Below are 24,369 nucleotides of genomic sequence, written 5' to 3' on the forward strand. Positions count from 1 at the left end.
ATGATCGATCCGTTTGCGTTAATAAGATGTTAATTGCACAGTGACGGTATTCAACGTAAGGAAAAACAATGAATACCTCACTGCACATCAAAAACCTCACCCGGGAAGAGATCCTCACCCACCTTGATGCGTTGTCCGCGATCCTCGAAAACTGCGTTAACGGCGGCGCATCCGTCAGTTTTATGTTGCCCTTTAGCCCGGAAAAAGCGCGTGCTTTCTGGCGCGGTATTGCTGAGAGCGTGGGACGCAATGAACGTCTTGTGCTGGCCAGTATCGATCCGCAGGACGGTGTTATCGGCACGGTACAGTTGATCACCGATCAGCCGGAGAATCAGCCGCATCGCGCGGATGTGGCAAAACTGCTGGTCCATGAAAAAGCGCGCCGTAAAGGGGCGGCAATGGCCCTGATGGAAGAACTTGAAGTTCAGGCCAGAGCCAGAGGCATTTCGGTCCTGGTACTGGATACGTCGACTGGCAGCGGTGCCGAGACGTTCTACCAGCGTGCTGGCTGGCAAAAAGTGGGGGAGATCCCGCGCTATGCATTGATGCCGGATGGCGAGATGACCGCCACCTCCGTGTTCTATAAGTTCTTATAATTATTTTTCACAACTCCATCATGAATTGATCAAAACAGGGTTCCCGGTCGTAAAGTTTTGATAAGTTATCGTACCAATCTTATCAAGCTGTATGACTAATTATAAAAGGAACCCATTGTGAACACACTTAACCGTCATGATTTTCCCGGTCCACACTATCCGGAACGTATCATTCAGTTTGGTGAAGGCAATTTCCTGCGGGCGTTTATCGACTGGCAAATCGACCTGTTAAACGAACATACCGATCTTAACGCCGGTGTGGTGGTCGTTCGTCCCATCCAAAGTGATTTTCCGCCGTCGCTGAATACGCAGGATGGTCTGTATACCACGATCATTCGCGGCCTGAACGAGAAGGGCGACGCGGTGAGCGATGCGCGTCTTATCCGTTCCGTTAACCGCGAAATCAACGTTTATAATGAATACGATGCGTTCCTCAGGCTGGCTCATAACCCGGAGATGCGCTTTGTGTTCTCGAATACCACGGAAGCCGGGATCGGTTATCACGCGGGCGACACCTTTGAAGATGCGCCTGCCGTCAGCTACCCGGCGAAACTGACGCGATTGCTCTTCGAGCGTTTCAGTCATTTTAACGGTGCGCCAGACAAAGGCTGGGTCATCATTCCGTGTGAACTGATTGACTACAATGGGGATGCGCTGCGGGAACTGGTGCTGCGCTACGCGCAGGAGTGGGCGCTGCCGACGGCCTTTACTGAATGGTTGAACGATGCCAACTGTTTCTGCTCGACCCTGGTTGACCGCATTGTAACGGGTTACCCGCGTGACGAAGTGGCCGCCCTGCAGGCTGAACTGGGTTATCAGGACGGGTTCCTGGATACCGCCGAACACTTCTATCTGTTTGTGATTCAGGGCCCTGACGCCCTTGCCAGCGAACTGCGTCTTGATAAGTTCCCGCTCAACGTATTGATCGTGGATGACATCCGTCCCTACAAAGAGCGTAAAGTCGCCATTCTGAACGGTGCGCACACGGCGCTGGTACCGGTAGCCTTCCAGGCCGGGCTGGACACGGTAGGCGAGGCGATGAACGATGCTGACGTGTGCGCTTTTGTCGAAAAAGCTATCTATGAGGAAATTATTCCGGTACTGGATTTGCCGCGTGATGAGCTGGAATCGTTCGCCAGTGCGGTAACGGGCCGTTTCCGTAACCCTTACATCCGGCATCAGCTGCTGTCGATTGCCCTCAACGGGATGACCAAGTTCCGCACCCGCATTCTGCCGCAGCTGCTGGCAGGGCAGAAAGCAACCGGGTCATTGCCTGCGCGACTGACGTTTGCTTTAGCGGCACTGATTGCGTTTTATCGCGGGGAGCGTAACGGGGAAAGTTACCCGGTACAGGACGACGCGCACTGGCTGGCGCGTTTCCAGCAGCTGTGGACACAGCATCACGATCGCCAGATCAGTACCCGCCAACTGGTAAAATCGGTTCTGAGCGTGAGTGAACACTGGGAGCAAGATCTTACGCAGGTTAACGGCCTGGTCGAGCAGGTTACGCGGGATCTGGATGCTATTCTGCTTCAAGGAATGCGTGCGGCGGTTAAACCGCTCTGCTAACACCGTTGCCCGGCTTCGGCCGGGTTTTAATGGGGATCTTATTAGTTACAACATACTATTTGCTCTGTTTTTAAAAAACACCTCTGGCACCGTGCGGTTTAGGCTAGCCAGGTCAGAAAATTCAATGTTTTATTAACATGCTTGCAACCGTGAGGGGGATCACGTTTAATAGCCACGCTCTTTTTCTTTCCTGAAACTCACTATGATTGTTCGTCCTAAACAGCACTGGTTACAACTCATCTTTGTCTGGCATGGCTCGGTACTGCCAAAAATCTATACCCGCTTGCTACTCAACTTTCTGCTTTCTATCGCCGTGATCCTGATGCTGCCGTGGTACACGTCCCTTGGCATCAAATTTACCGTTGCGCCATTTAGCATTCTCGGTGTGGCGATCGCTATCTTTCTCGGTTTCCGAAACAACGCCTGCTATTCCCGCTACGTTGAGGCGCGCCAGCTTTGGGGGCAACTGATGATAGCGGCACGCTCTCTGTTTCGCGAGGTAAAAAACACCTTGCCGGACGATAAACATCTCGGCGAGTTTGTCCGACTGCAGATTGCCTTTGCCAACTGTTTGCGCATGACCCTGCGCCGGGAAACGAACGCCGAACAACTTTCCCGTTATCTTCCGGAAGATGATTTACGCAAGGTGATGAACGCCAACTCGCCGGCGAACCGTATTTTACTGATCATGGGGGAGTGGCTTGCCGTCAGGCGCCGCAATGGCGAGCTCTCAGATATCCTGTTCCACAGTCTCAACAACCGGCTGAACGACATGTCCATCGTCCTGTCGGGTTGCGAGCGTATTTTGACGACACCCGTACCGTTTGCTTACACGCTGATCCTTCATCGTACGGTGTATCTGTTCTGCATCATGCTGCCGTTCGCGCTGGTCGTCGATCTGCACTACATGACACCTTTTGTGTCGGCGCTGATTTCTTACACCTTTATCTCGCTGGATACGCTGGCGGAAGAGCTGGAAGACCCGTTTGGTACCGAAGATAACGACCTGCCGCTAGACGCCATCTGCAACATGATGGAACGTGACCTGTTGCAGATGAACGATGAAGAAGAGATCCCCGAAAGACTGTTACCGGATAAGTATTATCAACTGACCTGACGGGCATTCCATTCGTCACGGGTGATTTCCCACAGTTCGGAATCCAGTATGCCGCTGACGTACGCTTTCTTTTCTGTCCTGATAAGCCGCATGCCGCTACTGTCTGAAATACGACGGGAGCGGCTGTTAGCAGCCGCTTTTGGCGCACGCAACACCGGCTTGTTCAGGGTGTTAAACCAATAATCCGTCGCCGCAATACTGGCCTCACGCATGTATCCCTTACCCTGAAACTCCGGCGCCAGCCAGAACCCACGGTTGTTATCTTCGACATCGTACAGGCAGATAATCCCCATCAGCTCATCCGGTGCCTCGCGACGTCGAATACTCCAGAACCAGGCAATGCCTTTTTCCATATCCGGCAGCGCAACGTTATTAACATAATACTCCGCGCCGTTATCCGGGTAGGGCCAGGGTACTGAGGAGACCATATAGCGAACGATTTCCCAGCGTGGATAAAGCCGCTGTATCTGGGCGGCATCTTCCGCGACCAGGGGAATGAGTAACAGGCGGTCTGTCGTTAGCGTCGGTATTGTCATCCGTGGTTCTCCCTGTTTAAGCGTTATGTTTTTGTTCACCTTCTGATATTTTCATCTCTATCACATTCTTTTTCGGTGTGCTGGAATTCTTTACTACCAATAACTGCTTTTAAAAGGCTTTCGATTTGTAATATGAGGAATATATGGCTGTTACGGTAAGAGCTTTACGCGCAGAAGATTATTCCCAGTGGCGTCCGCTGTGGGACGGCTACACCCATTTTTATGACTGTGTCCTCGATGAGTCCGTGACAGCCGCGACATGGCAAAGGGCGCTCGACGAGCGATCTTCGATGTTTTGCCGGGTTGCGGAAAGCGACGGCAACGTCATCGGCTTCGCCATGTGTATTTTGCACGAAGGAACCTGGTCGACAGCGCCCGTTTGTTATCTGGAAGATCTGTTTGTTGCTGCCAGCCAACGGGGAGCAGGGACTGGAAAAGCGCTCATTGACGCCCTGATGGACGAAGGCAAGCGCGAAGGGTGGTCAAAACTTTACTGGGTCACGCGGCAGAACAACCCGGCACGTAAACTCTACGACCAATATGGCGAAGCCGACGATTACGTTCGTTATCGCGTCTCGCTTTAAGACGCAATGACCTGTGTTTGTATCACATTGTATCAACGCCTCTGATACATACACAGGCTTGCAATAAAGGCCCATTAGCACATATCCGCTATACAAACCGATGTTGTTATATCCCCGTGAATCGTACTCAATCGGAGATAACAACATGTTCAGCAAACTCGCATACTCAACTCTGGCTTTAACCGTTTCTCTTGGTACCGTCATGTCCTGTCAGGCCGAAGCAACCGGTACTGATTTCGCGACGGCGTTTGATCATCCTCAGCAGATTAACGCCGGCGACCTTAACGTCGGTTATGTCGACATCGGCCCGAAAAATGGTCAACCGATCATTTTATTACACGGCTGGCCCTACGATATTCATAGTTATGCGCAAGTCGCTCCCGCGCTGGCTGCCAAAGGATATCGGGTGATTGTGCCTTCTCTGCGTGGCTACGGAACTACCCGTTTCCTCTCAGATAAAACGCCGCGTAACGGCCAGCCTTCGGCCATGGCGAAAGACGTTGTGAACCTGATGGATGCCCTGAACATCAAGCAGGCCGTTTTTGCAGGATACGACTGGGGGGCCCGTACGGCGGACATCGTCGCGGCGCTGTGGCCAGAACGCGTTAAATCGCTGGTCTCCGTCAGTGGATACCTGATCAGCAGCCAGCAGATTGGCAAACAACCCTTACCGCCGAAAGCAGAAGTTCAGTGGTGGTATCAGTTCTATTTCGCCACCGAACGTGGTGCTGAAGGCTACGCCAAAAACACCCATGACTTCGCCCGTTTGATCTGGTCGCAGGCATCACCTGACTGGAAATTTAGCGATGCAACGTTTAACGCCAGTGCCAAATCCCTTGATAACCCGGACCATGTCGCGGTGACGCTCAGTAACTATCGCTGGCGTTTAGGGCTGGAAAAAGGGGAGCGCAAATACGACAGTTATGAGCAAAAACTGGCAACGCTTCCGAATATTACCGTCCCGACGATCACCATTGAAGGCGGAAACAACGGGGCGCCACATCCTGCTCCACAGGCCTACGCCGGGAAATTCACCGGTAAGTATGAACACCGTACCTTTGGCAAAACCGTAGGTCACAATCCTCCGCAGGAAGATCCGCAGGATTTCGTCAACGCAGTTGTGGACGCAGATAAACTCTGAAATGTGCTATTTTCAATACGTTATCCTTCAGTCTGGAGATTTCTGTGGAGCATATTGATCATATCCTTGTCGTCGATGACGACAGGGATATTCGTGAGCTGATTGTCGATTACCTCGTTAAGTCCGGATATCGCGCCTCTGGCGCGGCAAATGGCAAAGAGATGCGAGTTGTGCTTGATAAACAGCATATCGATCTTGTGGTGCTGGATGTCATGATGCCCGGCGATGACGGATTAACGCTGTGTCGTCAGCTCCGAAGCGGTAAACATAAAGACTTGCCCATTCTGATGCTCACGGCGCGTAACGAGGAAACAGACCGGATTCTGGGGCTGGAGATGGGGGCAGACGATTATGTCGTGAAGCCTTTTGTTGCACGCGAGTTACTCGCGCGGATCAAAGCCATTTTACGTCGTTTCCGCACAATGCCCCCCAATTTACAGGTGACGGAAGCCGGACGACTGGTCACGTTTGGAGAATGGCAACTGGACACCGTGGCCCGTCATTTAATCGACAGTGAAGGGATGGTGGTGGCGCTCAGCGGGGCGGAATATCGTCTGCTGCGCGTGTTCCTCGATCACCCTCAGCGCGTCCTGACCCGGGATCAACTGCTAAATCTGACCCAGGGGCGCGATGCCGAGCTTTTTGAACGATCGATTGATCTGCTGGTGAGCCGGGTGCGTCAGCGTCTGAATGAAGACGCCCGCACGCCGGCCTATATCAAGACCGTGCGCAGTGAAGGTTATGTCTTTACAATGCCGGTGATCATAAAAGAGGCCAATGAATGACGCTTTGGCCACGCTCGTTGCTGTCCCGGCTGTTGGTCATCGTGCTGGCTGGACTCTTACTGGCCAATACTCTCAGCCTGACGCTGGTGATGGTTGAACGCATGCACAGCGCCCGCACCGTAATGCTGGGTAATCTGGAAAACGATGTAGCCACTAGCGTGGCCATTCTTGACCGACTTCCCGCTCAGGAGCGGGCGGCCTGGCTGCCGCGGCTGGAGCGCGGTAACTATCGCTATATTCTCGGGCCTGGAGAACCGGGCGCACCGCCTGAGGATAAGCGTTCACGCGATGCCATTCGAACGCTAAAAGAGACCCTTACGGCTGACTACCCGCTCACGTTTACCGCCGTTCCCGGTCCTATTTCCCATATTCAGGCGCATCTCACCTTACGTGATGGGGCACCGTTGACCATCGATCTGACACCACGCATGCCACCGGTCGCCAGCTGGTTACCTGTCGTGCTGGTATTGCAGCTGCTGCTGCTTGCGGCCTGTGCCTGGATCGCCGTGCGTCAGGTGATTCGGCCTTTTTCACAGTTTACCCGTGCAGTTGACGCGCTGGACCCGGCGGCAAACACACCAATGACGGAGAAGGGGCCGGTAGAAGTGCAAAGAGCCGCGCATGCCTTTAACGCGATGCAGGCGCGCATTCAATCCTATCTTCGCGAACGCGCGCAGATCCTGGCATCCATTTCTCACGACCTGCAGACGCCCATCACGCGCATGAAATTGCGCGTCGAGATGGCCGATCAACCCGAGTTACGCGACAAGTTATTGAACGACCTCGATAACATGACCCGCCTGGTGCGGGAGGGTATTGCCTATGCCCGGTCATCAGAATCCCTGGAGGAGACCTCGCTAAAGCTGGAGCTCCATGCCTGGGTAAACAGCATTGCCTGTGATTATCAGGACATTGGTAAAAACGTGCAGTTTCAGGCAAACGACGCCCGCCTGCCGATAGTGACTCGGCCGCAGGCACTTCGCCGAGTGATGACCAACCTCCTGGATAACGCGCTTAAGTTTGGTGGCTATGCCGTTATTGAGATTGATGATTCTTCTGCCGGACACATTGCTATCCATATTCTGGACGGCGGGCCGGGGATACCTGAGGCTGAACTCGACGCGGTATTACAGCCTTTTTATCGGGTAGAAACATCGCGTAACCGTGATACCGGCGGAACCGGCCTGGGGCTGGCGATTGCCGCGCAGCTGACCGCGCAGCTTGACGGGAAACTGCGGCTGGCAAACCTTCCTGAAGGCGGGCTGAAGGTCACGGTAACGCTGCCGCGTCGCTGATTGTACGGTTTTGTATCCGGTTGCGTGACCGATACGAGAGCAGACAAATCGTCCCGTTTTGCACACATCCCAAACACATCCGTACGATGAAATACCCTCACTGCAGCGTCGCAGGCCATCTGTAATGTGAGGTTTTTATGTTTTTGATAATCGCGTTTCTGGGCGGGATGATAAGCCTGCTCAGTCCATGTACGCTCCCGGTGATACCTCTTCTGTTTGCCGGTTTTCAGGGGCAGCGAAGACATATCCTGGCTCTGCTGGCAGGGATGATCGTGATGTTTACCGTGGTGGCGATGGTTGTCACGGTTGCCAGTGAATGGATCACGGATGCCACGATAATAGGGCGCTGGCTGGCACTCATTATTCTGGCTACAGCCGCGCTGGCCTTAATTTTCCCGTCCTTCGCCCAGCGTATAGCCGGGCCTGCGGTCAGCGCGGGCAATATCCTCAATACCCGCAGCGGACAAACGCGCGGAATGTTTTCCGCTTTCCTGGCCGGACTGGCCGTCGGTCTGCTCTGGTCTCCCTGTGCCGGACCGATCCTTGGGGCTATTTTCAGTATCAATATTGCGGGTCATTCGGCCATCACCACCGGCGCGCTGTTGGCGGCGTATGGCAGCGGATGTGCGCTTATGTTGGGCCTGCTTATGGCCGGCGGTCGGAAACTGATGACACCGCTGCGGGCCAAATCAGCGCTGATGGAAAGGTTGCGCAAGGGGGCGGGCGTGGTGATGTTAGCGGCTGTGGCGTTCAACGCCACGGGGATGAACTCGGTGCTGAAAGGTGCAAATGGGGTGGCAGACCGTCTTGAAACCACGCTATTGACCCTGGCGAAGCCCGCCACTGCGCCAGTAAAACTGCAGCCGGTCGTCATGACCGAACCCAGCAGTCAGTTGCCTTCGTTAAGTGGCGGAACCGGGTGGATTAATGGTGACCCTGTCACGTCTGAATCATTGCGGGGTAAAGTCGTCCTGATTGATTTCTGGACCTGGGACTGTATCAACTGCCAGCATACGCTCCCGCATGTCCGCGACTGGGCCACGCGATATCAGTCCCAGGGTCTGGTGGTCATTGGCGTGCATACGCCTGAATATCCGTGGGAAAAACCGCTCTCGTCGGTGAAAAACGCGGTGAACAAATGGCAACTGCCGTATCGGGTCGTGACGGATAATAACTACCAGATCTGGAACGCCTTCGGGAACCAGTACTGGCCGGCACATTACTATTTCGATGCCAAAGGGCAGTTACGTTATACCTCTTTTGGCGAAGGTAACTATGAAGAACAGGAAAAAGTTATCCAGCAACTGCTTAAAGAGGCCCGCTCATAACGTTGCTCAGGGCTGACGTTGAGCAATGATAAACAATCGTGGAAAAGCCAGCAGTATCTGCCCGTTTTCCTGGAGCGGATACTGCTCTTCCAGCATTTCATGGTAGCGCTTGAGAAAACGTTTCTGCTCGCTCTCATTAAGCTCCTGCAGCCACGGACGTAAACCGGTCGCGCTTACCCAGTCAATGATGGCCTGGTGTGAGCTCATTTTATGGAAATAGGTTGTCCGCCAGATATCCACATCACAACCGGCGTCTGTCAAAATGTCGTAATAGGCATGCACGCCGGGCAAGGCTTCACGACCCCGATCGGGATAGCCTTGTTCCCAGGCAACTTCACGCATCGCCACATGAGTGGGCTCAAGCCAGTTGTCAGGCATCTGAATGGCCAGTACGCCATTTAACGTGAGCAGAGAGACCAGGTGCGGCAGAAGATCGTAGTGGTCGGGCACCCACTGCAACGAGGCATTGGCGTAAATCAGGCTCAGCGGCTGGCCGGGCTTAAACTGGCGGATATCGGCCTCAACAAAGTGGCAATCCGGTAAGGCGCTGCGGGCTTCGTCGAGCATCGCAGGTGAGTTATCGACCCCTGTGATGTGCGCTGAAGCCCAGCGATGTTTTAACAGCGCCGTACTGTTTCCAGGCCCGCAGCCCAGATCGACGATGGATGACACGTCATCCAGGGGAATTCTGTCGAGCAATTCAGCGGCGGGCCGCGTACGTTCGGCTCCGTATCGCAGGTACAGGGAAGGGTTCCAGTCAGCCATCTTTGCATCTCCGTTGTGCATGCTTCAGCAAGAATAGCACACGCAGACACCTGCACTGCGGCAGGTGTCTGTCCTGCGGCAATTACAGAATGCCTTTCAGGGCAACATGATAAAGCAGCATGATGGTTTTCCCGTCGACAATCCTGCCCGTTTCAATGCCGCGCAGTGCCTCTTCCAGCGTCATTTCCAGTACGTCGATATCCTCACCCTCCGCTTTGAGTCCACCGCCTTCACTGGTTCTGTCTTTCGGCTGGTATTCGGCGAGATAAAAATAGAGTTTTTCAGTGACGGAGCCCGGGCTCATGTAAGCTTCAAAAATTTTCTCAACGCTGGAAACGCTATAGCCGGTCTCTTCTTCCGCTTCTGCTTTAATCCGGCTTTCCGGATCCATGTTATCGAGCAAGCCCGCAGCAGCTTCAATAAGGTCATCTTTATGCCCGTTAATAAAGACAGGGAAGCGGAACTGGCGGGTCAGGATCACCGTCTTTTTATCCCGGTTATAAAGCAGGATGGTGGCTCCGTTTCCCCGGTCGTACACTTCGCGATTTTGCCGCTGCCATTCACCATCGCGTCGCTGCAGATCAAAGGTATATTTTTTCAGGATGTACCAGTTATCAGACAGTGTTTCACTTTCTATGATGCGTACATCTGCACGTTTTGATTGCACGTTTGTTCCTCCTTACGTAGAGTAATTATCATAAACAGCATTGTCGTGCAGTTTCAAGATTAAACGTGCAATATCAGGAATTCCTTATGCTCACAACGCAGCGAAAACAATTGATCCTTGAAAAGCTCGAGGCTGAAGGTCAGGTCCAGTCGAAAGCGCTCAGCACGCTTTTCGCGGTGTCTGAAGATACCATTCGGCGTGATTTACGCGAGCTGGCGGCAGAAGGGCGTTTACAGCGTGTTCACGGCGGGGCGCTGCCGTCATCCTCGGCCATTGCCCCGTTTGCTGAGCGTAAATCGGTAAAGATGGATGCCAAGAAAAATGTCGCCCGTAAAGGTGCGCAGCTGATTTCTGACGGCCAGGTGGTGATCATTGACGGCGGCACGACCACGTCAGAGCTGATTACGTTTCTGCCTCCTGATTTGAAGATAACCGTGGTCACGCATAGCCCAGGCATTGCGCTGGGACTTGTCGAACATCCCTCCATTGAGGTTATCCTGATCGGTGGCCGTCTGTATAAACACTCTATTGTTGCGGTTGGCGCGGCTGCTATCGAAGGCATCGAAAAAATCCATGCGGACCTGTTCTTTATGGGAGTGACTGGCATCCATCCTGATGCGGGCCTGACGACCGGTGATTTTGAAGAGGCGAGTATCAAACGTGCATTTTCCGGCAGAGCCGCCGAAACGGTTGTGCTGGCTTCCCCCGAAAAAATCAATACCGCGTCATCTTTTGTGATTGGCGATCTGTCGCTGGTGAACACGATTGTCGTTGAAGACGATACCGATAGCGCCTGGATTAACGCGGTAAAAGAAAAGGGGGTTTCCGTGGTGATGACCTCTGAACCGGAAAAGGCATAACCCACGCGAAAAGCTTTTATGATCCGGCCTGTCAGTAAGTCGACAGGCCGGCAGGTCACATCAAACCTGAGGGATATCCTCAAGCGCAGTGTAAATCTTAAGCCCCAGCGTTTGCGCCACCTCTATGTCCATATCGGCCCCTTTGGACGCGCCGGCAATCCGGTAGATAGCATCACATTTCGCAATGAGTCGGTGCGCGACGGGATACAGCATTGCTTCACTGATTTCATCACCCATCGATTTCGAGCCAGCCGCTTTTGCCAACGGTAAGGCCAGCCATTCGCCAATAACCGGAACATGGCCACATTGATAGACGGCTAACGCCGCATTTTCAAGACGAGCAAGGTTTTCATCAATGCGCGCCTGCACGCCATCGGTGCCGCTACGATAGGGGCCGGCGATTAAAATCAACTGTTGTGTCATATCAACCTCAGTAAGTAAAAATGCATGAGTTTGCACGTTTGTGCGTCTTTTGTTTCTGGCTTCATATTAATCGGCAATTTCGTGCAATTTCAAGTAACATTGTGCATTGTGAGTTTTTTAAGACAGTTGCAGAAGAGTAGAGCTGGTCTATGCTCAAAAAGCAGAGATCAGCCATTCTCTGGGCGTATTGAAAAATAACAATAATCTTGCGTTTCAGGGGGTGGAAATGAAGAGGATCCTGCTCGTTACAGTGTCATGCTTGCTCTCGGTAATCTCCTTTCTCAGCGTAGCCGCAGAGCCGCGCCAGGAGCCGACAGATCGGGAGCGCGCCAGAACGGTTTATATTTTCCATCAGCCGATTGTAATGCTGCAGGCAAAATTCGGTCTGACCACGCCTGAAGAGCGAGTTTTGCGCATTCGTAATACGCTGCGCAATTTCTCTCAACAGGATGTTCTGGAGCCCCTGAAAATTATTCCGGTTACCCGTTACAACCAACCGGGAAGACTGATTGTGATGAACGGCAAGCCGGTGATGTTACTGGCACAAGCCGATCTCGATGAGGGTGACGACCTGACGCTTGATGAAGCTGCTCAACGTGTGCTGACTCGAATGGAGGCACAACGTACGGCACTTCGCGATCAATATGACGCCGGGTGGCTGGCATTATCGGCAGGCAAAACGGCCGCAGGGCTGCTGGCACTGTTTGTTTTCTGGTACGGTGCCTGGCGGTCATGGCGTGGAGTAAGGCGTTTTTACCGAGGCCGCATTCTTGAGAACCGCAGTATCATTCCACAAAGCTGGCGCAGGTTTGTCGGCGCGATTGAGACTCGTTTGTATGCTTTGCTGATGATTATTCTGGGTATTCTCGGGCTTTATATCTGGCTAAGTTGGTCATTCAGTCTGTTTCCCTGGACGCGCGTTTGGGGGGCATCGCTGGGTGACTGGACCATGCGTGTTCTGCGGGATATCGCACTGTCCATTGTCTCGGCTATGCCGGGCATTTTGATCGTCCTGATTATTTTTCTTATCACAGCCTTCATTCTAAAACTCCTTAAAGTCTTGTTAAATCAGGTAGAAGCAGGGCGTTTACACCTTCCCGGGATCCATCCTGAAACCGTCGGCGCGACGCGGAAGTTAATTTCTGTAGTGGTGTGGTTATTTGCTCTGTCCGCGGCATACCCGTTTTTACCCGGGGCCAATTCACTGGCCTTTAAAGGTATCAGTGTATTCTTTGGGCTGATGTTGACCCTGGGATCTGCCGGGGTGATGAACCATGCCATGAGTGGCCTGGTACTGATTTACTCGAGAGCCTTGAGAAAAGGCGACATCATTCGGGTCGCGGATAACGAAGGGTTAGTTACCGAGATAGGTATGCTCGCGACGAAAATCATTACGCGGGAGAATTACGTTGTAACCGTACCGAATGCTGTCGTAGTTAGCGGCAAAATCACTAATCTCAGCGCGCAAAATCCAGATGGTGGCGTGAACCTGACGACAGGTGTCACTATCGGATACGACACGCCATGGCGGCAAGTTCATGCCATGCTGGAGATTGCCGCCAGACGGGCGAAATGTATCGATCAGTCACAACAGCCGCTGGTAAGACAATTGAGTTTGATGGACTGGTATATTGCTTATGAACTTCAGGTGAAGCTGCGTGCCGGGCAATCACTGGCGGAGGCCCGCAATGAACTGCACAGCAATATTCAGGATGTCTTCAACGAGTTTAATGTACAAATCATGTCGCCAAACTTTGTGATGCAACCAGAAGGCGCGGTCGTCGTGACGGAAGATAACTGGTATGCAGCGCCGGCAGAGAAGCCAGAGAATAAACAGCGTGAGTGAAGATGGCTATGCAGGTTTAGAGGATTCGGAGCAGATAAGGTGCATTAGAGGCTATCAAACACCAGAACAAGGACGACCATAAAAAGCCAGATTCTGCCTTAATCTATGTAAGTGCGCATAATGTATATTATGTTAAATTGAATATTATGATCCATTCCTGAGTAATGCTAATTAGGCAATCCTACCCTTTTCTAATTCCTACCTATTCTGGCTGGCCCCCAGATATTGGATCAAAGTTTTAACACTGCTATCATCGAAATCATAAAATTACTCTGCTTGCCGTTTGAATATTCAGGCAGTCCACAAAAGCGTCATTTGCCCTCATGGAACGAAGGAGTTCTCTGATGAACCTCCCTGGTCAACCTTCACCTGACAACACTTTACCTGGTTACGACCTTTCTCGCAGTCTCGGTAATCAGACAGGTGCAGATATCGATTTTAAAAAACTGGCTGAACAGCTGGACTGCATGCGAAATTTTTACAACGTCGGTATTATTTTTGACGATGGTAGACAACGCTGGCTTGTACGCCCTTCCCGCCGTATCGCGGATGCTAATCAGAGCACCGTGAGCCATGTGGTGATAAGTAAAGTGCCGGAAATCAAGCAACACAGTGCTGAAAAAGCCGTTGTTGCTGCTCTCACTGCGCCGTCACTGGCCACTGAAATTACCTCAACTGGTTTTGCCTGTGGTGCGATGATCGTAACGTTGGTCATGGCGTTTGGTGCCGGTGCGGCAGTACCAATGACTGCGGGAGGATCCGGGGTAATAGCTGCAATTAGTCTATCAGGTGCACTCGCGACCGGTGCGCAGTGCATGATTGGAGCTGGCAGACTGCTGGCTATTAATAACGATCACGGATCCGATGTTGCCTGGCTGGACAGCCAGGACTGGTATATTGCCACTTCTACAGTCTTGGATGTTATTTCGCTGGCTGCTGCTGGAACGGCACTGAAAGGTACATTAGAAACTTACAAGCTGATGAAAGCGGCTTCCTCAAGTAAAGTTATAACTTGGTTCCAGAGCCTTAGTCGTGCTGAGAGAAAACGAATTACAGAAGAAATCATCAAAGCTCAGAATCCTGGCATCTCCAGTTCCGGAGTTAAGGCTGCAATTCGTGCAGGTGTTTATCCGAAACGATTCCCCAGCGAATCATTGCAAAAATCACTGCAGCGTGAGTTGGTTAATGCGGTAACCAATGCCTCGGCATTTGTTGGTAGTTCACTTACGGGCACCATTCGAAATCCACAGAACACAGTCAAGTCTGGGCGCTATGTGGTAGGACTATTACAGTCATTTTCCCCAAATTAAGCGTAGAGTATTCAAATGCTTAAAGAGCTATCCCGTCGTCTACAACACTGTAACGACATAGCGGTACGTATAAACAATGCCAACGATTCGCAGCTGCAAGAACTGAAAACGCAGTTGGCCCAGCAGATGGGTAAGCCCGTGGGGCTACATACTATGGGTATCCCTGCGGCAATCAGCACCCTCGGGGTGATTGTCAGTTTTGCTATTCCGCAGCTATGGTTGGGCTACGGCGTATTCGCCGCACTCAATCAGCCGGCAGAAAAGGTATTTGTGTGGGTAGTGTTGATTGCCCTTCTGTTCGCCGGCATCAACGGTCTGACGATGTTTATGATGGGTAAAGGCAGCATTCGCGCCGTGCGGGTACATCTTTCTCTGGCATTCATAAGCCTTCTGCTGACGGTCGTTTATCTGCTTGCGGCTCTGAGCGGCACCATCTGGCCAGGCGTCAATTTAACAGCCGCACTGGTAAGTGTTGCCATGTTGCTGCTCAGCGGTTTCTGTATACGATCTCCTTCCTTCTATAAGATGCTGCTATTTACCCTTCATAATCGCGCCTGGCGCCAGCAAATCCGCCAGACATGCAATAACATGCAGCGTTAAACACATTCCCGCCACTACTGGCGGGACTTCGCCCTGTGCCTGCGCAACCTTATCGCTCGGTCGCGGAGATCAAAAAATCAATCAGGGCTTTCACCCTTTTCGTTTTCCCCGCGTTTTTCGGGTAATAGAGATACACTGGCGGATAGGTTTTCCAGAAGCTCTCCATCACAGGTATAAATTGTTCCCGATCTGGCTGTAACCGCCAGATGGGTTCGAACAAGCGCCCAATTCCCAGCCCGTTACGAATTCCGTCTGCCATAACGTCAATATCGTTGCTGATTAACTGTCCGGGCATCTCAACGGTTAACTGTTCTCCGCGATCGTTCAGGATCAACGGAAGGATGCGGTTGTTAGTGATAAAACGGTAACCAATCAATCGGTGATGACTGAGATCTGCCGGCACCTCAGGCATACCCTGTTCAGCGAGATAGGCAGAGGATGCGTATAACCCTTCACGAAACGGTTTCATTAACGGTCGTGCTACCACCCCACCCTCCAGAATATCGCCAAAACGAATCCCCAGATCAAAACGCTCCTCGATAATATTCACGGTACCGTCGAAGACCGAAATTTCCAGTTGAATCCTTGGGTATTGCTGACAGAACGCAGCCATTGCAGGCTTGAGAATTAACAGATAGGCGAAACGCGAGAGCGTAATTCTTACCACACCAGAGGGTTCCTGACTCCGATCGCGAAGGCTTTCCAGCGATTTTTCCAGCGAATCCACCGCGGCGGCCGTTTGTTCCAGCAACTGTTGCCCGGTTTCGGTCAGCTCAATACGCCGGGTCGTGCGCACAAAAAGCGGATGACCAATATGCTCTTCCAGCAACTTAAGCGCATTGCTGACGGATGGCGGCGTAATTTCAAGTTTCCTCGCGGCTGCCGAGATATTTCCTTCACGCGCAATGCTCTGAAAGATGCGGATCTGATTATAAAGAGCGTTATTCATAGCATTTTCCTTAAGCAATTACTGCCTGATTATTAAGTACAGGCTAAAGATGCTTAAGTCAATGCTCGCCTTACCTTCATACATTGAGGCTCTTATACTTTCTGCTCTTCTCACTGAAAACTGATTACTGGAGCGACTGATGCGAATTTTATGTCTGGATATTCCCGCCGCGGGTGCATCGCCGGAAAAATATGCACCGCACCTTACTGCTGAAGCGCTGCACGCCTGGGGACTGTATAAATCCGGCGTCATCCGCGACATCTACTTTCGTCAGGACAGACCCGGCGTCGCTATTTTCCTTGAATGTGACGCTGTCGATGAAGCGATGAACGTAATGGCCGAATTCCCTCTGGCGAAAGCAGGCTTATTAAGCTTCGAGTGTATTCCTCTTGGCTCCTTTATTAACTGGGAAAATCTCTTCTCAGAAGAATTTAAAAACTAAAAACACGGCGTGACTGACGTCCCGTCTTTTTAAGACGCTGCATCTGAAAACATGCCTGAGTTAAACATCCATCAATTCTGCATAACTGATTGAAATGAAAAATATCCTTATCGTTTCCGGACATCCAGAGCTTAACCATTCTGTCGCCAACGCCATCATCCTTGACGAGGTGGCGACAGCCCTGCCCGACGCTGAAATTCGTCGTCTGGACTGGCTCTATCCGGACGGCAAATTCAATATCGGTGCGGAGCAGGAAAGCCTGCTCAGGGCCGATGTGATTGTCTGGCAGTTCCCTTTTTCCTGGTACGGACTCCCGGGACTCATGAAACAGTGGCTGGATGAAGTTTTTGTTCACGGTTTCGCGCATGGTTCAACGGCGAAACTGGGTGGTAAAAAGCTGGTTCTCTCCTTCACAACGGGGGCACCGCAAGCGCTTTACACCGCTGACGGTTTCTTTGGCCACACCATTGAGGAGTATCTCATTGCGTTCGAGACGACGGCAAGGCTGTGCAATCTTGAGATGCTGGCACCGGTTTATACCTGCGGTATCAGCTACGCCGACAGGGATGCCGAGAAAATCGCCCAGCAAAAAACGCTTGCCCGGGAGCACGCGTCAAGGCTTGTCGACCTGCTTAACGCTATTGGTGAATAATTCGGAAGGAGAATAACGATGCAGTATACCCGGCTCGGTAAAAGTGACTTACTTGTCTCTCGCATCTGCATGGGATGCATGGGGTTTGGCGATCCGTTGACAGGCCAGCATCGCTGGACGCTGGACGAAACGGAAAGCCGGCACATCATTCGCTACGGCCTTGAACAGGGCATCAATTTTTACGATACCGCCATCGCCTACCAGAACGGTTCGAGTGAACGGTTTGTTGGCCGGGCATTGCGTGACATGGCGAAGCGCGATGATGTGGTGCTGGCTACAAAGTTTCTGCCGCGGACGCCCGCGCAAATTGCCGAGGGGATCAGCGGAAAACAGGCAATAGCCCGCTCGCTGGATCTGAGTCTGCAAAATCTGGGTATGGACTACATAGACCTCTACGTTTACCACATCTGGGATTACAACACGCCCGTTCTCGAGGTGCTTGAAGCGCTGCATGCCGCCGTTACTGCCGGCAAGGTGCGCGCTATAGGGATCTCAAACTGCTACGCCTGGCAGCTGGCTAAGGCGAACGCGCTTGCAGAACGCGAAGGACTGACGCCCTTTGTTTCCATGCAGAGTCACTACAACCTGATTATGCGTGAAGATGAACGTGAACTCTTCGGTTTATGCGCTGAGGATGGGATTGCGTTGACGCCCTATAGTGCGCTGGCAAGCGGCCGTCTCTCCCGTAAAGAAGGCCACACGCGGCGAGCCGTCGAGGATGACTACGCCCGCGGGAAGTATGACCGGACGGCAGAACAAGATCGGATCATTATCGAGCGCGTTGCCGAGCTTGCCGAACAGTATCAGGTATCCATGACGGAAATATCTCTCGCTTGGTTACTGACCAGGGTCACCTCACCTATTGTCGGTGCCACGCAAAAACGTCATGTCGAAGGTGCAGTAAACGCCGTGAGCCTGCAGCTGAGTCCGGAGGCGATCCGCTATCTGGAAGAATGCTATCAGCCCCACTTTCTGACGGGGGTTATGGCGCAAAATACGCCGCATACCAAAGACGTTAAGCAGGTCTGGACGCGGTAGCCTGTCTCTGGTTTAGAAAAAGGATCATCATGAAAAAGAGTCTCATGTTTTTAACTTACCTGCTAATAAGCAGTCCTGCCTTTGCAGAAAGTCAGGGCACACAGGATACGCCCGTGATGAATATCGTTGAGATAAGCATCACGCCCGATCGGGACAGGCATTTTGATGAGGTTGCCAGGCAAACAATCACCGCTTCGGTTGATCATGAAGTGGGCACGCTGGCGATGTACGCGCTGAAACGCAGTGACAATGCGCGTCAGGCATATATGGTTGAGCTTTATGCAAGCGAGTTGGCCTACCGCAAACATCTGGATGCCTCTCCATACAAAGCGTTTGTTACTCAAGCACCTGATATGATTGATCGGAAGCTGAAAATCACACTGGTGCCGCAATTTACAGGGGACAAACACATCATACCCGATGGGCGGACCATCAATAATCTGGTGGTAGTCGAGGTGAAGCCGGAATATCAGACCGAATTCAAAAACATTGTCCTTCCTGAAATGGCTCAGTCGCTCAACATTGAAAAAGGTGTGCTTGCCATGTATGCCGCGACAGACGTAGATGATCCCCACCGCTGGTATTTCTATGAGATTTACGCCAGTGAGGAAGATTATCAACTCCACAGACAGACGCCGCACTTTAGGGATTATCTAAAGCAAACGGCGCACATGAGTACTCGTAAAACGTCTATTCCTGTCAAACCACTATTTCTGCGTAATAAAGGCGGGATAACCGCAGAAATCGCCCCTGGCGGCTAAAGCGTAGAAAAATGGCGTTTACGCAGGCCAGGTGTGATACATTCCGGGCGCTCTAATGACTACCACACATGACAGGTATGCAGAACATAACTCAACATTTTCGCTGGCTTCTGCTTGTTATCCCGTCACTGATCGGTTGTGGCACCCTCTCGCAAATGTCCTCCCCGGCAGGAACACAGGAACTCCTCACCCATAAATCGCTGGACGGCGACGTTGATAGCGTGGTCCGTCACTATATGGCGCAAAAATCCGTTCCCGGGATGACGGTTGCGGTGATCCATAATTACGGTTCTCCGCAGTTTTACAGTTGGGGCGTAACCGATGCGGCCAATCGCTACCCGATCGGGTCCAATACCTTGTTTGCCCTCGGTTCGCTCAGCAAAGGGATTACGGCGGAAGTGGTGGCTTGTCTGGTGAACGAAGGAAGGCTGAGTTGGGACGATAACCTGGCGACATTGCTGCCAACGGGTACGCCCTTAAGCGCAGATGCACAAAAAATTACTCTACTGGAACTGGTGACCCACACCTCTGGCCTGCCCCGTCAGAATATGGATGTTCCGATGCTGGGAAAATTCATCAGCTATTTAAGCAGTGGCGATAACTTTTATGGCGAACTGGATAGCGATAACGTATTGCGCTATTTAGCCAACTGGCATGCACCGCAGCATAAAATGCCGCAATACTCTAATACCGGCTATGCCCTGATCGGCTATATCCTGAAACACAAAACCGGCGAAGATATTCAGAGTTTAGCCTCGCGCTATATTTTTCAACCGCTGCAAATGGCTAACAGTAGTTTTACTCCCCAGACGTTAAAGGGATACCCGCAGCGTGCGCTTGGCCATGCTGGCGATCAGCCCAAATTCATCCCGCGCGGGCAGCTGACGCCCGACTGGCATTTTTCCAACAACATGGTAGCGGCAGCGAGTTTATACAGTAACGCCGAAGATCTGGCCGCGTATGCTCGCTATCACGTGGCGACAACCGACAATCGCTTATTGGATAGCGTCTTTGCTGAAGTCAGTAATACCGATATTCAACGCCCCGACGGTGTACAGGGCATTGCCTGGACCACCGACTTTATCGGTCTGGAAAAAATTACTTATCAGGTAGGCTATATTGGCGGCTACTCAAGCTTTATCGGTTTCGATAAACAAAAAGGCAATGCGGTAGTCGTGCTTCAAAATGCATTTAACTGGAGTAACTATATTGGTATCGCACTATTGATGGATATGGCGAAGAACGATAGCCATAAAGAAGAACATTCTCGCGCGCTGTAACCTCGCCTGGTCATGCCTGCAAACCAACTGCAGCGCTTCTCCGTATCGGCATGATACTGCTCAGCGGTGGCTGCATCCTTAGAAGAACTTCTAAAAGATGCTGAAAACGCCCCTCACTCGAGGAGCGTATACCCGTGACATCCACCACGCGCCAGTTAATTCGCCTGATTCATACGGCGATGTTTCTCTGCCTGTTGCTGGTGAATAACAGAAGACTGCCCATTGTTCGCCGTTTCATGCACAACGGCGGCCTTCTCATGCTCATTCATCGCAGAGAAAGACTTTGCCGATTCGGGAGTATTACAGGGGCCAGCTTTGAGCATTTTCTTGTGCATCTCAGCCATGGTTTGATGCGCAGTTGCCTGAGCGTTATTAACCTGGTCGTGCATGTTGATCGTTTCTGCTGCCCAGCCAGATGAGGTGACAGCCATAATGGTGACAATGGATAACAGGATCTTTTTCATGGTCGAATCTCCTAAGTTTACATGCTCTGCAATATCGCTGAATGAAAAGTCAGAGATAAATGCATCGGCGTCTGAATTATCATTGATTATAAAAACCGACCTCTGTTTATCCCGTGACGGGCTGATGACATTTCTGTCACTGGGCCATACGGGGAATAACGCCCTGCCCCATACGCATAAAAAAGGACACTCCAGCGTGTCCTTTTAATATCGTCGCGCGTTTATTTATGTCTTCGCAGCCAGATTAATTTGTAGGCGGCCGGAATAATGAACAGGGATAACAGCGGAGCCGTAATCATTCCTCCAATCATCGGCGCGGCTATCCGGCTCATGACTTCTGAGCCCGCACCGGTTCCCCAGAGGATGGGCAACAGACCGGCAATGATAACCGCTACGGTCATTGCTTTCGGTCTCACGCGGAGTACCGCCCCCTGATAAAGGGCTTCATCGAGCCCTTCCGCGGTAAAGGTTTCCCGCTGGGCAAGCGCCGGATGGGCTTCAATGGCATGACGCAAGTACATCAGCATCACCACGCCAAACTCTGCTGCCACCCCGGCCAGGGCAATAAAGCCGGTTCCGGTCGCCACGGACATATGGAAGCCCTGCCAGTACAGGAACCAAATTCCGCCGACTAGGGCGAATGGCAGACTCATCAGAATAAGCAGTGCCTCATCAACACGACGGAATGCCAGATATAACAAAATGAATATGATCATTACCGTCATTGGCACCATCAGTTTCAGTTTTTTATTGGCGTGCTCCAGCAATTCAAACTGTCCGGAGAAAGAGACACTGGTGCCCGGTCTTAATTTTACGTGCTGGCTGATAGCGGTTTTAATGTCGTTTACAACCGACACCATATCCCTGCCACGGGCATCAATATAAATCCAGCTGGCAGGACGGGCATTTTCCGTTTTCAGCATGGTAGGTCCGGAAACGACACGAATATCAGCGACATCGCCCAGGGTAATTTGCTGTTTCATGGGCGTCAGAATGGGCATCTGTTTCAGTGCCTGTGGGCTGTTTCGGTAATCCTGAGGGTAGCGGATATTGATCGGGTAACGGGCTACGCCCTCAACCGTCTCGCCGGTTGTTGCGCCACCGATGGCTGATGAGACAAACAGCTGCACATCACCCACCGTCATGCCGTATCGGGATGCTTTCTCGCGGTTGATATCCACGTCGATGTAGCGTCCGCCTTCCAGACGTTCTGCCAGTGCTGAAACCACGCCCGGCACGGTTTTGGCCACCGCTTCGATACGTTGTGCCGTGACATCAATATCAGACAAAACGGTGCCAGACACCTTGATACCGATTGGGCTTTTAATGCCGGTGGAGAGCATATCTATACGGTTACGGATCGGCGGTACCCAGAGGTTAGCCAGGCCGGGCAAACGCACGGTCTTATCCAGCTCATCAACGATCTTGTCAATCGTCATTCCTGGTCGCCACTGATCTTCAGGTTTGAGCTGAAGGGTGGTTTCGACCATTTCCAGTGGCGCGGAGTCGGTCGCCGTTTCGGCCTTACCGGTCTTACCAAATACGGACGCCACTTCAGGGACGGTTTTGATTAATTTGTCTGTCGTCTGCAAGAGCGCGGCAGCCTCCGCCGGCGATACGCCAGGTAACGTTGAAGGCATATACAGCAGATCGCCCTCATTGATCTTTGGCAGAAATTCCCCCCCGACCTGACTCAGCGGCCATATGACCGTAAAAATAGTTAACGCCGCAACCAGCAAGGTCGTTTTCGGCCAGTGGAGCACGCGAAGCAATAACGGGTGATAGGCATTAATCAGCAGTCGGTTCAGCGGGTTGCTGGTCTCCGCGGGGATTTTCCCTCTGATCCAGAACCCCATCAGTATAGGAATGACGATGATCGCCAGCGCGGCCGCGCCCGCCATGGCATACGTCTTCGTGAAGGCCAGCGGCCCAAACAGGCGCCCTTCCTGTCCCTCAAGCGTGAAAATGGGGATGAACGACAAGGTGATGATCAGCAGGCTGATAAACAGCGCCGGGCCCACTTCAACGGACGCATCGGTAATGACCTTCCAGCGGGTTGCGTTGTCTATCTGCTCCTCAGGGTGTTGATGATCCCACTCTTCCAGCCGTTTATGCGCATTTTCAATCATCACAATGGCGGCATCCACCATCGCCCCCACGGCAATGGCAATCCCGCCCAGAGACATAATATTGGCGTTTAGCCCCTGGAAATGCATGACGATAAAGGCAATGCACAGGCCAAGCGGCAGAGAAACGATCGCCACCAGCGCAGAGCGGATATGCCAGAGGAACAGCGCACAGACGATGGCCACCACGATAAACTCTTCAAGGAGTTTGTTACTCAGGTTATCAATGGCGCGGTCAATTAACTGGCTGCGATCGTAGGTGGTCACCACCTCGACACCCTCTGGCAGGCTGGCTTTCAGCGTCTCCAGTTTGTCTTTCACTGCGGTAATAACTTCACGTGCGTTTTTCCCCGAGCGCAGGATCACGACGCCGCCAGCAACTTCACCCTGGCCGTTAAGCTCTGCAATGCCGCGCCGCATTTCCGGGCCCGTTTGCACGCGGGCCACATCGCGCAGATAAACTGGCACGCCGTTCTCGCCCGTTTTCAGGACGATATTATTGAAATCATCAATGGACTGAAGGTAACCGCTGGCGCGGACCATGTACTCCGCTTCCGCCATTTCAATGGATGATCCCCCTGCTTCCTGGTTAGATGATTCGAGAGCCTGTTTAACGTCGGGCAGCGTGACACCGTACTGCGCCAGCTTCAACGGGTTAACCTGAATCTGATACTGCTTAACCACGCCGCCTACTGACGCAACCTCCGCGACGTTAGGGATGGTTTTCAGTTCGAATTTCAGGAACCAGTCCTGAAGGGAACGCAGTTCTGCAAGATCGTGTTTTCCACTGTGATCCACCAGGGCATATTCAAATATCCAGCCGACACCGGTGGCATCTGGTCCTATTTCTGAGCTTACACCGGCAGGCAATTTGCCCTGAACCTGGTTCAGGTATTCCAGAACGCGCGAGCGGGCCCAGTACAGGTCAGTACCGTCTTCAAAAATGACGTACACATAGGAGTCGCCAAACTGGGAAAAACCACGCACGGTCTTTGCGCCGGGTACCGACAGCATGGTTGTCGTGAGCGGATACGTGACCTGATTTTCAACAATCTGCGGAGCCTGACCGGGATAGCTGGTTTTAATGATCACCTGCACATCAGACAGATCGGGCAATGCATCGACAGGGGTATTGATGATAGTCCATGTTCCCCAGACGCTGAGAAACAAAGCGCCCATCATCACCAGGAAACGGTTGGCGACGGAGCGCCGGATAATCCATTCAATCATCATCG

Annotated in this window: 24 protein-coding genes; 17 read left to right on the forward strand and 7 right to left on the reverse strand. The window is 52.2% G+C overall.

From position 1 onward, the window contains the following. Positions 1-68 precede the first annotated feature (68 nt). The 3 genes from L462_RS16420 to L462_RS16410 all read left to right on the forward strand — a co-directional run bounded on the left by L462_RS16420 (position 69) and on the right by L462_RS16410 (position 3,282). The gene (locus L462_RS16420) at positions 69-596 is read left to right on the forward strand and encodes a GNAT family N-acetyltransferase (protein ID WP_032678147.1); all 528 of its coding nucleotides are present in this window, start codon (positions 69-71) and stop codon (positions 594-596) included. A 117-nt stretch (positions 597-713) separates the two neighbouring features. Next, the gene (locus L462_RS16415) at positions 714-2,165 is read left to right on the forward strand and encodes a tagaturonate reductase (protein WP_032678148.1); all 1,452 of its coding nucleotides are present in this window, start codon (positions 714-716) and stop codon (positions 2,163-2,165) included. Between the two features lie 202 nt (positions 2,166-2,367). Next, positions 2,368-3,282, forward strand: a complete 915-nt coding sequence (locus L462_RS16410) for a bestrophin family protein (protein WP_014170060.1) — start codon at positions 2,368-2,370, stop codon at positions 3,280-3,282. On the opposite strand, the gene L462_RS16405 is transcribed toward L462_RS16410, so the two are convergent. Beyond that, positions 3,270-3,818 carry a GNAT family N-acetyltransferase gene (locus L462_RS16405; RefSeq protein ID WP_032678149.1) on the reverse strand — a complete coding sequence of 183 codons (549 nt, stop codon included), beginning with the start codon at positions 3,816-3,818 and terminating at the stop codon, positions 3,270-3,272. The two genes, L462_RS16410 and L462_RS16405, sit on opposite strands and share 13 nt — an antisense overlap. 143 nt (positions 3,819-3,961) lie before the next feature. On the opposite strand from L462_RS16405, the gene L462_RS16400 reads away from it, so the two are divergent. From L462_RS16400 to L462_RS16380, 5 genes are all read left to right on the forward strand, one after another. Further along, complete coding sequence (locus tag L462_RS16400; protein WP_014170062.1) at positions 3,962-4,402, forward strand: GNAT family N-acetyltransferase; 441 nt, start codon at positions 3,962-3,964, stop codon at positions 4,400-4,402. Positions 4,403-4,547: 145 nt separating this feature from the next. Next, complete coding sequence (locus L462_RS16395; RefSeq protein WP_032678150.1) at positions 4,548-5,543, forward strand: alpha/beta fold hydrolase; 996 nt, start codon at positions 4,548-4,550, stop codon at positions 5,541-5,543. A gap of 44 nt (positions 5,544-5,587) precedes the next feature. Next, on the forward strand, positions 5,588-6,328 hold the full coding sequence (locus L462_RS16390; protein WP_032678151.1) for a response regulator: 741 nt from the start codon (positions 5,588-5,590) through the stop codon (positions 6,326-6,328). After that, positions 6,325-7,623 (forward strand): ATP-binding protein, encoded by a 1,299-nt coding sequence (locus L462_RS16385; protein ID WP_032678152.1) that lies wholly within the window; start codon positions 6,325-6,327, stop codon positions 7,621-7,623. The genes L462_RS16390 and L462_RS16385 overlap by 4 nt, the downstream gene beginning before the upstream one ends. A 137-nt stretch (positions 7,624-7,760) precedes the next feature. Then, positions 7,761-8,951, forward strand: a complete 1,191-nt coding sequence (locus L462_RS16380) for a cytochrome c biogenesis protein/redoxin (RefSeq protein ID WP_032678153.1) — start codon at positions 7,761-7,763, stop codon at positions 8,949-8,951. A 6-nt stretch (positions 8,952-8,957) separates the two neighbouring features. Here L462_RS16380 and tam read toward each other — a convergent pair whose 3' ends face one another. Both tam and L462_RS16370 read right to left on the reverse strand, forming a co-directional pair. Then, a complete protein-coding gene (tam, locus tag L462_RS16375; RefSeq protein WP_032678154.1) occupies positions 8,958-9,716 on the reverse strand; it encodes a trans-aconitate 2-methyltransferase in 759 nt (252 codons plus the stop codon). 82 nt (positions 9,717-9,798) lie between these two features. Then, entirely contained in the window at positions 9,799-10,383 is a 585-nt protein-coding gene (locus L462_RS16370; protein ID WP_032678155.1) for an NUDIX hydrolase, read from the reverse strand. Between the two features lie 86 nt (positions 10,384-10,469). On the opposite strand from L462_RS16370, the gene L462_RS16365 reads away from it, so the two are divergent. Next, on the forward strand, positions 10,470-11,243 hold the full coding sequence (locus tag L462_RS16365) for a DeoR/GlpR family DNA-binding transcription regulator (protein ID WP_020884137.1): 774 nt from the start codon (positions 10,470-10,472) through the stop codon (positions 11,241-11,243). A gap of 60 nt (positions 11,244-11,303) precedes the next feature. Here L462_RS16365 and L462_RS16360 read toward each other — a convergent pair whose 3' ends face one another. Further along, the gene (locus L462_RS16360) at positions 11,304-11,666 is read right to left on the reverse strand and encodes a TIR domain-containing protein (protein WP_032678156.1); all 363 of its coding nucleotides are present in this window, start codon (positions 11,664-11,666) and stop codon (positions 11,304-11,306) included. Between the two features lie 226 nt (positions 11,667-11,892). Between L462_RS16360 and L462_RS16355 the strand changes: the two genes are divergently transcribed. From L462_RS16355 to L462_RS16345, 3 genes are all read left to right on the forward strand, one after another. Further along, the gene (locus tag L462_RS16355; RefSeq protein WP_032678157.1) at positions 11,893-13,512 is read left to right on the forward strand and encodes a mechanosensitive ion channel family protein; all 1,620 of its coding nucleotides are present in this window, start codon (positions 11,893-11,895) and stop codon (positions 13,510-13,512) included. A gap of 344 nt (positions 13,513-13,856) precedes the next feature. Beyond that, the gene (locus L462_RS16350; protein WP_032678158.1) at positions 13,857-14,822 is read left to right on the forward strand and encodes a hypothetical protein; all 966 of its coding nucleotides are present in this window, start codon (positions 13,857-13,859) and stop codon (positions 14,820-14,822) included. A 15-nt stretch (positions 14,823-14,837) separates the two neighbouring features. Beyond that, a complete protein-coding gene (locus L462_RS16345) occupies positions 14,838-15,422 on the forward strand; it encodes a hypothetical protein (RefSeq protein WP_032678159.1) in 585 nt (194 codons plus the stop codon). A gap of 49 nt (positions 15,423-15,471) precedes the next feature. Here the strand turns inward: L462_RS16345 and L462_RS16340 are convergent, their stop codons facing one another. Then, a complete protein-coding gene (locus L462_RS16340) occupies positions 15,472-16,371 on the reverse strand; it encodes a LysR family transcriptional regulator (RefSeq protein WP_032678160.1) in 900 nt (299 codons plus the stop codon). 139 nt (positions 16,372-16,510) lie between these two features. Between L462_RS16340 and L462_RS16335 the strand changes: the two genes are divergently transcribed. The 5 genes from L462_RS16335 to L462_RS16315 all read left to right on the forward strand — a co-directional run bounded on the left by L462_RS16335 (position 16,511) and on the right by L462_RS16315 (position 20,544). Continuing rightward, positions 16,511-16,813, forward strand: a complete 303-nt coding sequence (locus tag L462_RS16335) for a hypothetical protein (protein WP_032678161.1) — start codon at positions 16,511-16,513, stop codon at positions 16,811-16,813. Positions 16,814-16,907: 94 nt separating this feature from the next. Then, positions 16,908-17,465: an NAD(P)H-dependent oxidoreductase gene (locus tag L462_RS16330; RefSeq protein ID WP_025204180.1), complete on the forward strand. Its 558-nt coding sequence runs from the start codon at positions 16,908-16,910 to the stop codon at positions 17,463-17,465. 18 nt (positions 17,466-17,483) lie between these two features. After that, the gene (locus L462_RS16325; RefSeq protein ID WP_032678162.1) at positions 17,484-18,503 is read left to right on the forward strand and encodes an aldo/keto reductase; all 1,020 of its coding nucleotides are present in this window, start codon (positions 17,484-17,486) and stop codon (positions 18,501-18,503) included. Positions 18,504-18,532: 29 nt separating this feature from the next. Further along, on the forward strand, positions 18,533-19,264 hold the full coding sequence (locus tag L462_RS16320; RefSeq protein WP_032678163.1) for a putative quinol monooxygenase: 732 nt from the start codon (positions 18,533-18,535) through the stop codon (positions 19,262-19,264). Positions 19,265-19,341: 77 nt separating this feature from the next. After that, entirely contained in the window at positions 19,342-20,544 is a 1,203-nt protein-coding gene (locus L462_RS16315; RefSeq protein WP_032679683.1) for a serine hydrolase domain-containing protein, read from the forward strand. Positions 20,545-20,699: 155 nt separating this feature from the next. Here L462_RS16315 and L462_RS16310 read toward each other — a convergent pair whose 3' ends face one another. Both L462_RS16310 and silA read right to left on the reverse strand, forming a co-directional pair. Then, the gene (locus tag L462_RS16310; RefSeq protein ID WP_032678164.1) at positions 20,700-21,008 is read right to left on the reverse strand and encodes a hypothetical protein; all 309 of its coding nucleotides are present in this window, start codon (positions 21,006-21,008) and stop codon (positions 20,700-20,702) included. 221 nt (positions 21,009-21,229) lie between these two features. Next, entirely contained in the window at positions 21,230-24,364 is a 3,135-nt protein-coding gene (silA, locus tag L462_RS16305) for a Cu(+)/Ag(+) efflux RND transporter permease subunit SilA (protein ID WP_032678165.1), read from the reverse strand. Positions 24,365-24,369 lie beyond the last annotated feature (5 nt).

Source organism: Enterobacter sp. BIDMC 26, assembly GCF_000534435.1.
Lineage (GTDB): Bacteria > Pseudomonadota > Gammaproteobacteria > Enterobacterales > Enterobacteriaceae > Enterobacter > Enterobacter ludwigii.

What these genes read in the sequence shown, in the direction of transcription:
- L462_RS16420 (WP_032678147.1), top strand. Translation starts at nt 69, where the DNA reads ATGAATACCTCACTGCACATCAAAAACCTCACCCGGGAAGAGATCCTC.
- L462_RS16410 (WP_014170060.1), top strand. Translation starts at nt 2,368, where the DNA reads ATGATTGTTCGTCCTAAACAGCACTGGTTACAACTCATCTTTGTCTGG.
- L462_RS16405 (WP_032678149.1), bottom strand. Translation starts at nt 3,818, where the DNA reads ATGACAATACCGACGCTAACGACAGACCGCCTGTTACTCATTCCCCTG.
- L462_RS16400 (WP_014170062.1), top strand. Translation starts at nt 3,962, where the DNA reads ATGGCTGTTACGGTAAGAGCTTTACGCGCAGAAGATTATTCCCAGTGG.
- L462_RS16395 (WP_032678150.1), top strand. Translation starts at nt 4,548, where the DNA reads ATGTTCAGCAAACTCGCATACTCAACTCTGGCTTTAACCGTTTCTCTT.
- L462_RS16385 (WP_032678152.1), top strand. Translation starts at nt 6,325, where the DNA reads ATGACGCTTTGGCCACGCTCGTTGCTGTCCCGGCTGTTGGTCATCGTG.
- L462_RS16380 (WP_032678153.1), top strand. Translation starts at nt 7,761, where the DNA reads ATGTTTTTGATAATCGCGTTTCTGGGCGGGATGATAAGCCTGCTCAGT.
- tam (WP_032678154.1), bottom strand. Translation starts at nt 9,716, where the DNA reads ATGGCTGACTGGAACCCTTCCCTGTACCTGCGATACGGAGCCGAACGT.
- L462_RS16365 (WP_020884137.1), top strand. Translation starts at nt 10,470, where the DNA reads ATGCTCACAACGCAGCGAAAACAATTGATCCTTGAAAAGCTCGAGGCT.
- L462_RS16360 (WP_032678156.1), bottom strand. Translation starts at nt 11,666, where the DNA reads ATGACACAACAGTTGATTTTAATCGCCGGCCCCTATCGTAGCGGCACC.
- L462_RS16355 (WP_032678157.1), top strand. Translation starts at nt 11,893, where the DNA reads ATGAAGAGGATCCTGCTCGTTACAGTGTCATGCTTGCTCTCGGTAATC.
- L462_RS16350 (WP_032678158.1), top strand. Translation starts at nt 13,857, where the DNA reads ATGAACCTCCCTGGTCAACCTTCACCTGACAACACTTTACCTGGTTAC.
- L462_RS16345 (WP_032678159.1), top strand. Translation starts at nt 14,838, where the DNA reads ATGCTTAAAGAGCTATCCCGTCGTCTACAACACTGTAACGACATAGCG.
- L462_RS16340 (WP_032678160.1), bottom strand. Translation starts at nt 16,371, where the DNA reads ATGAATAACGCTCTTTATAATCAGATCCGCATCTTTCAGAGCATTGCG.
- L462_RS16335 (WP_032678161.1), top strand. Translation starts at nt 16,511, where the DNA reads ATGCGAATTTTATGTCTGGATATTCCCGCCGCGGGTGCATCGCCGGAA.
- L462_RS16330 (WP_025204180.1), top strand. Translation starts at nt 16,908, where the DNA reads ATGAAAAATATCCTTATCGTTTCCGGACATCCAGAGCTTAACCATTCT.
- L462_RS16325 (WP_032678162.1), top strand. Translation starts at nt 17,484, where the DNA reads ATGCAGTATACCCGGCTCGGTAAAAGTGACTTACTTGTCTCTCGCATC.
- L462_RS16320 (WP_032678163.1), top strand. Translation starts at nt 18,533, where the DNA reads ATGAAAAAGAGTCTCATGTTTTTAACTTACCTGCTAATAAGCAGTCCT.
- L462_RS16315 (WP_032679683.1), top strand. Translation starts at nt 19,342, where the DNA reads ATGCAGAACATAACTCAACATTTTCGCTGGCTTCTGCTTGTTATCCCG.
- L462_RS16310 (WP_032678164.1), bottom strand. Translation starts at nt 21,008, where the DNA reads ATGAAAAAGATCCTGTTATCCATTGTCACCATTATGGCTGTCACCTCA.
- silA (WP_032678165.1), bottom strand. Translation starts at nt 24,364, where the DNA reads ATGATTGAATGGATTATCCGGCGCTCCGTCGCCAACCGTTTCCTGGTG.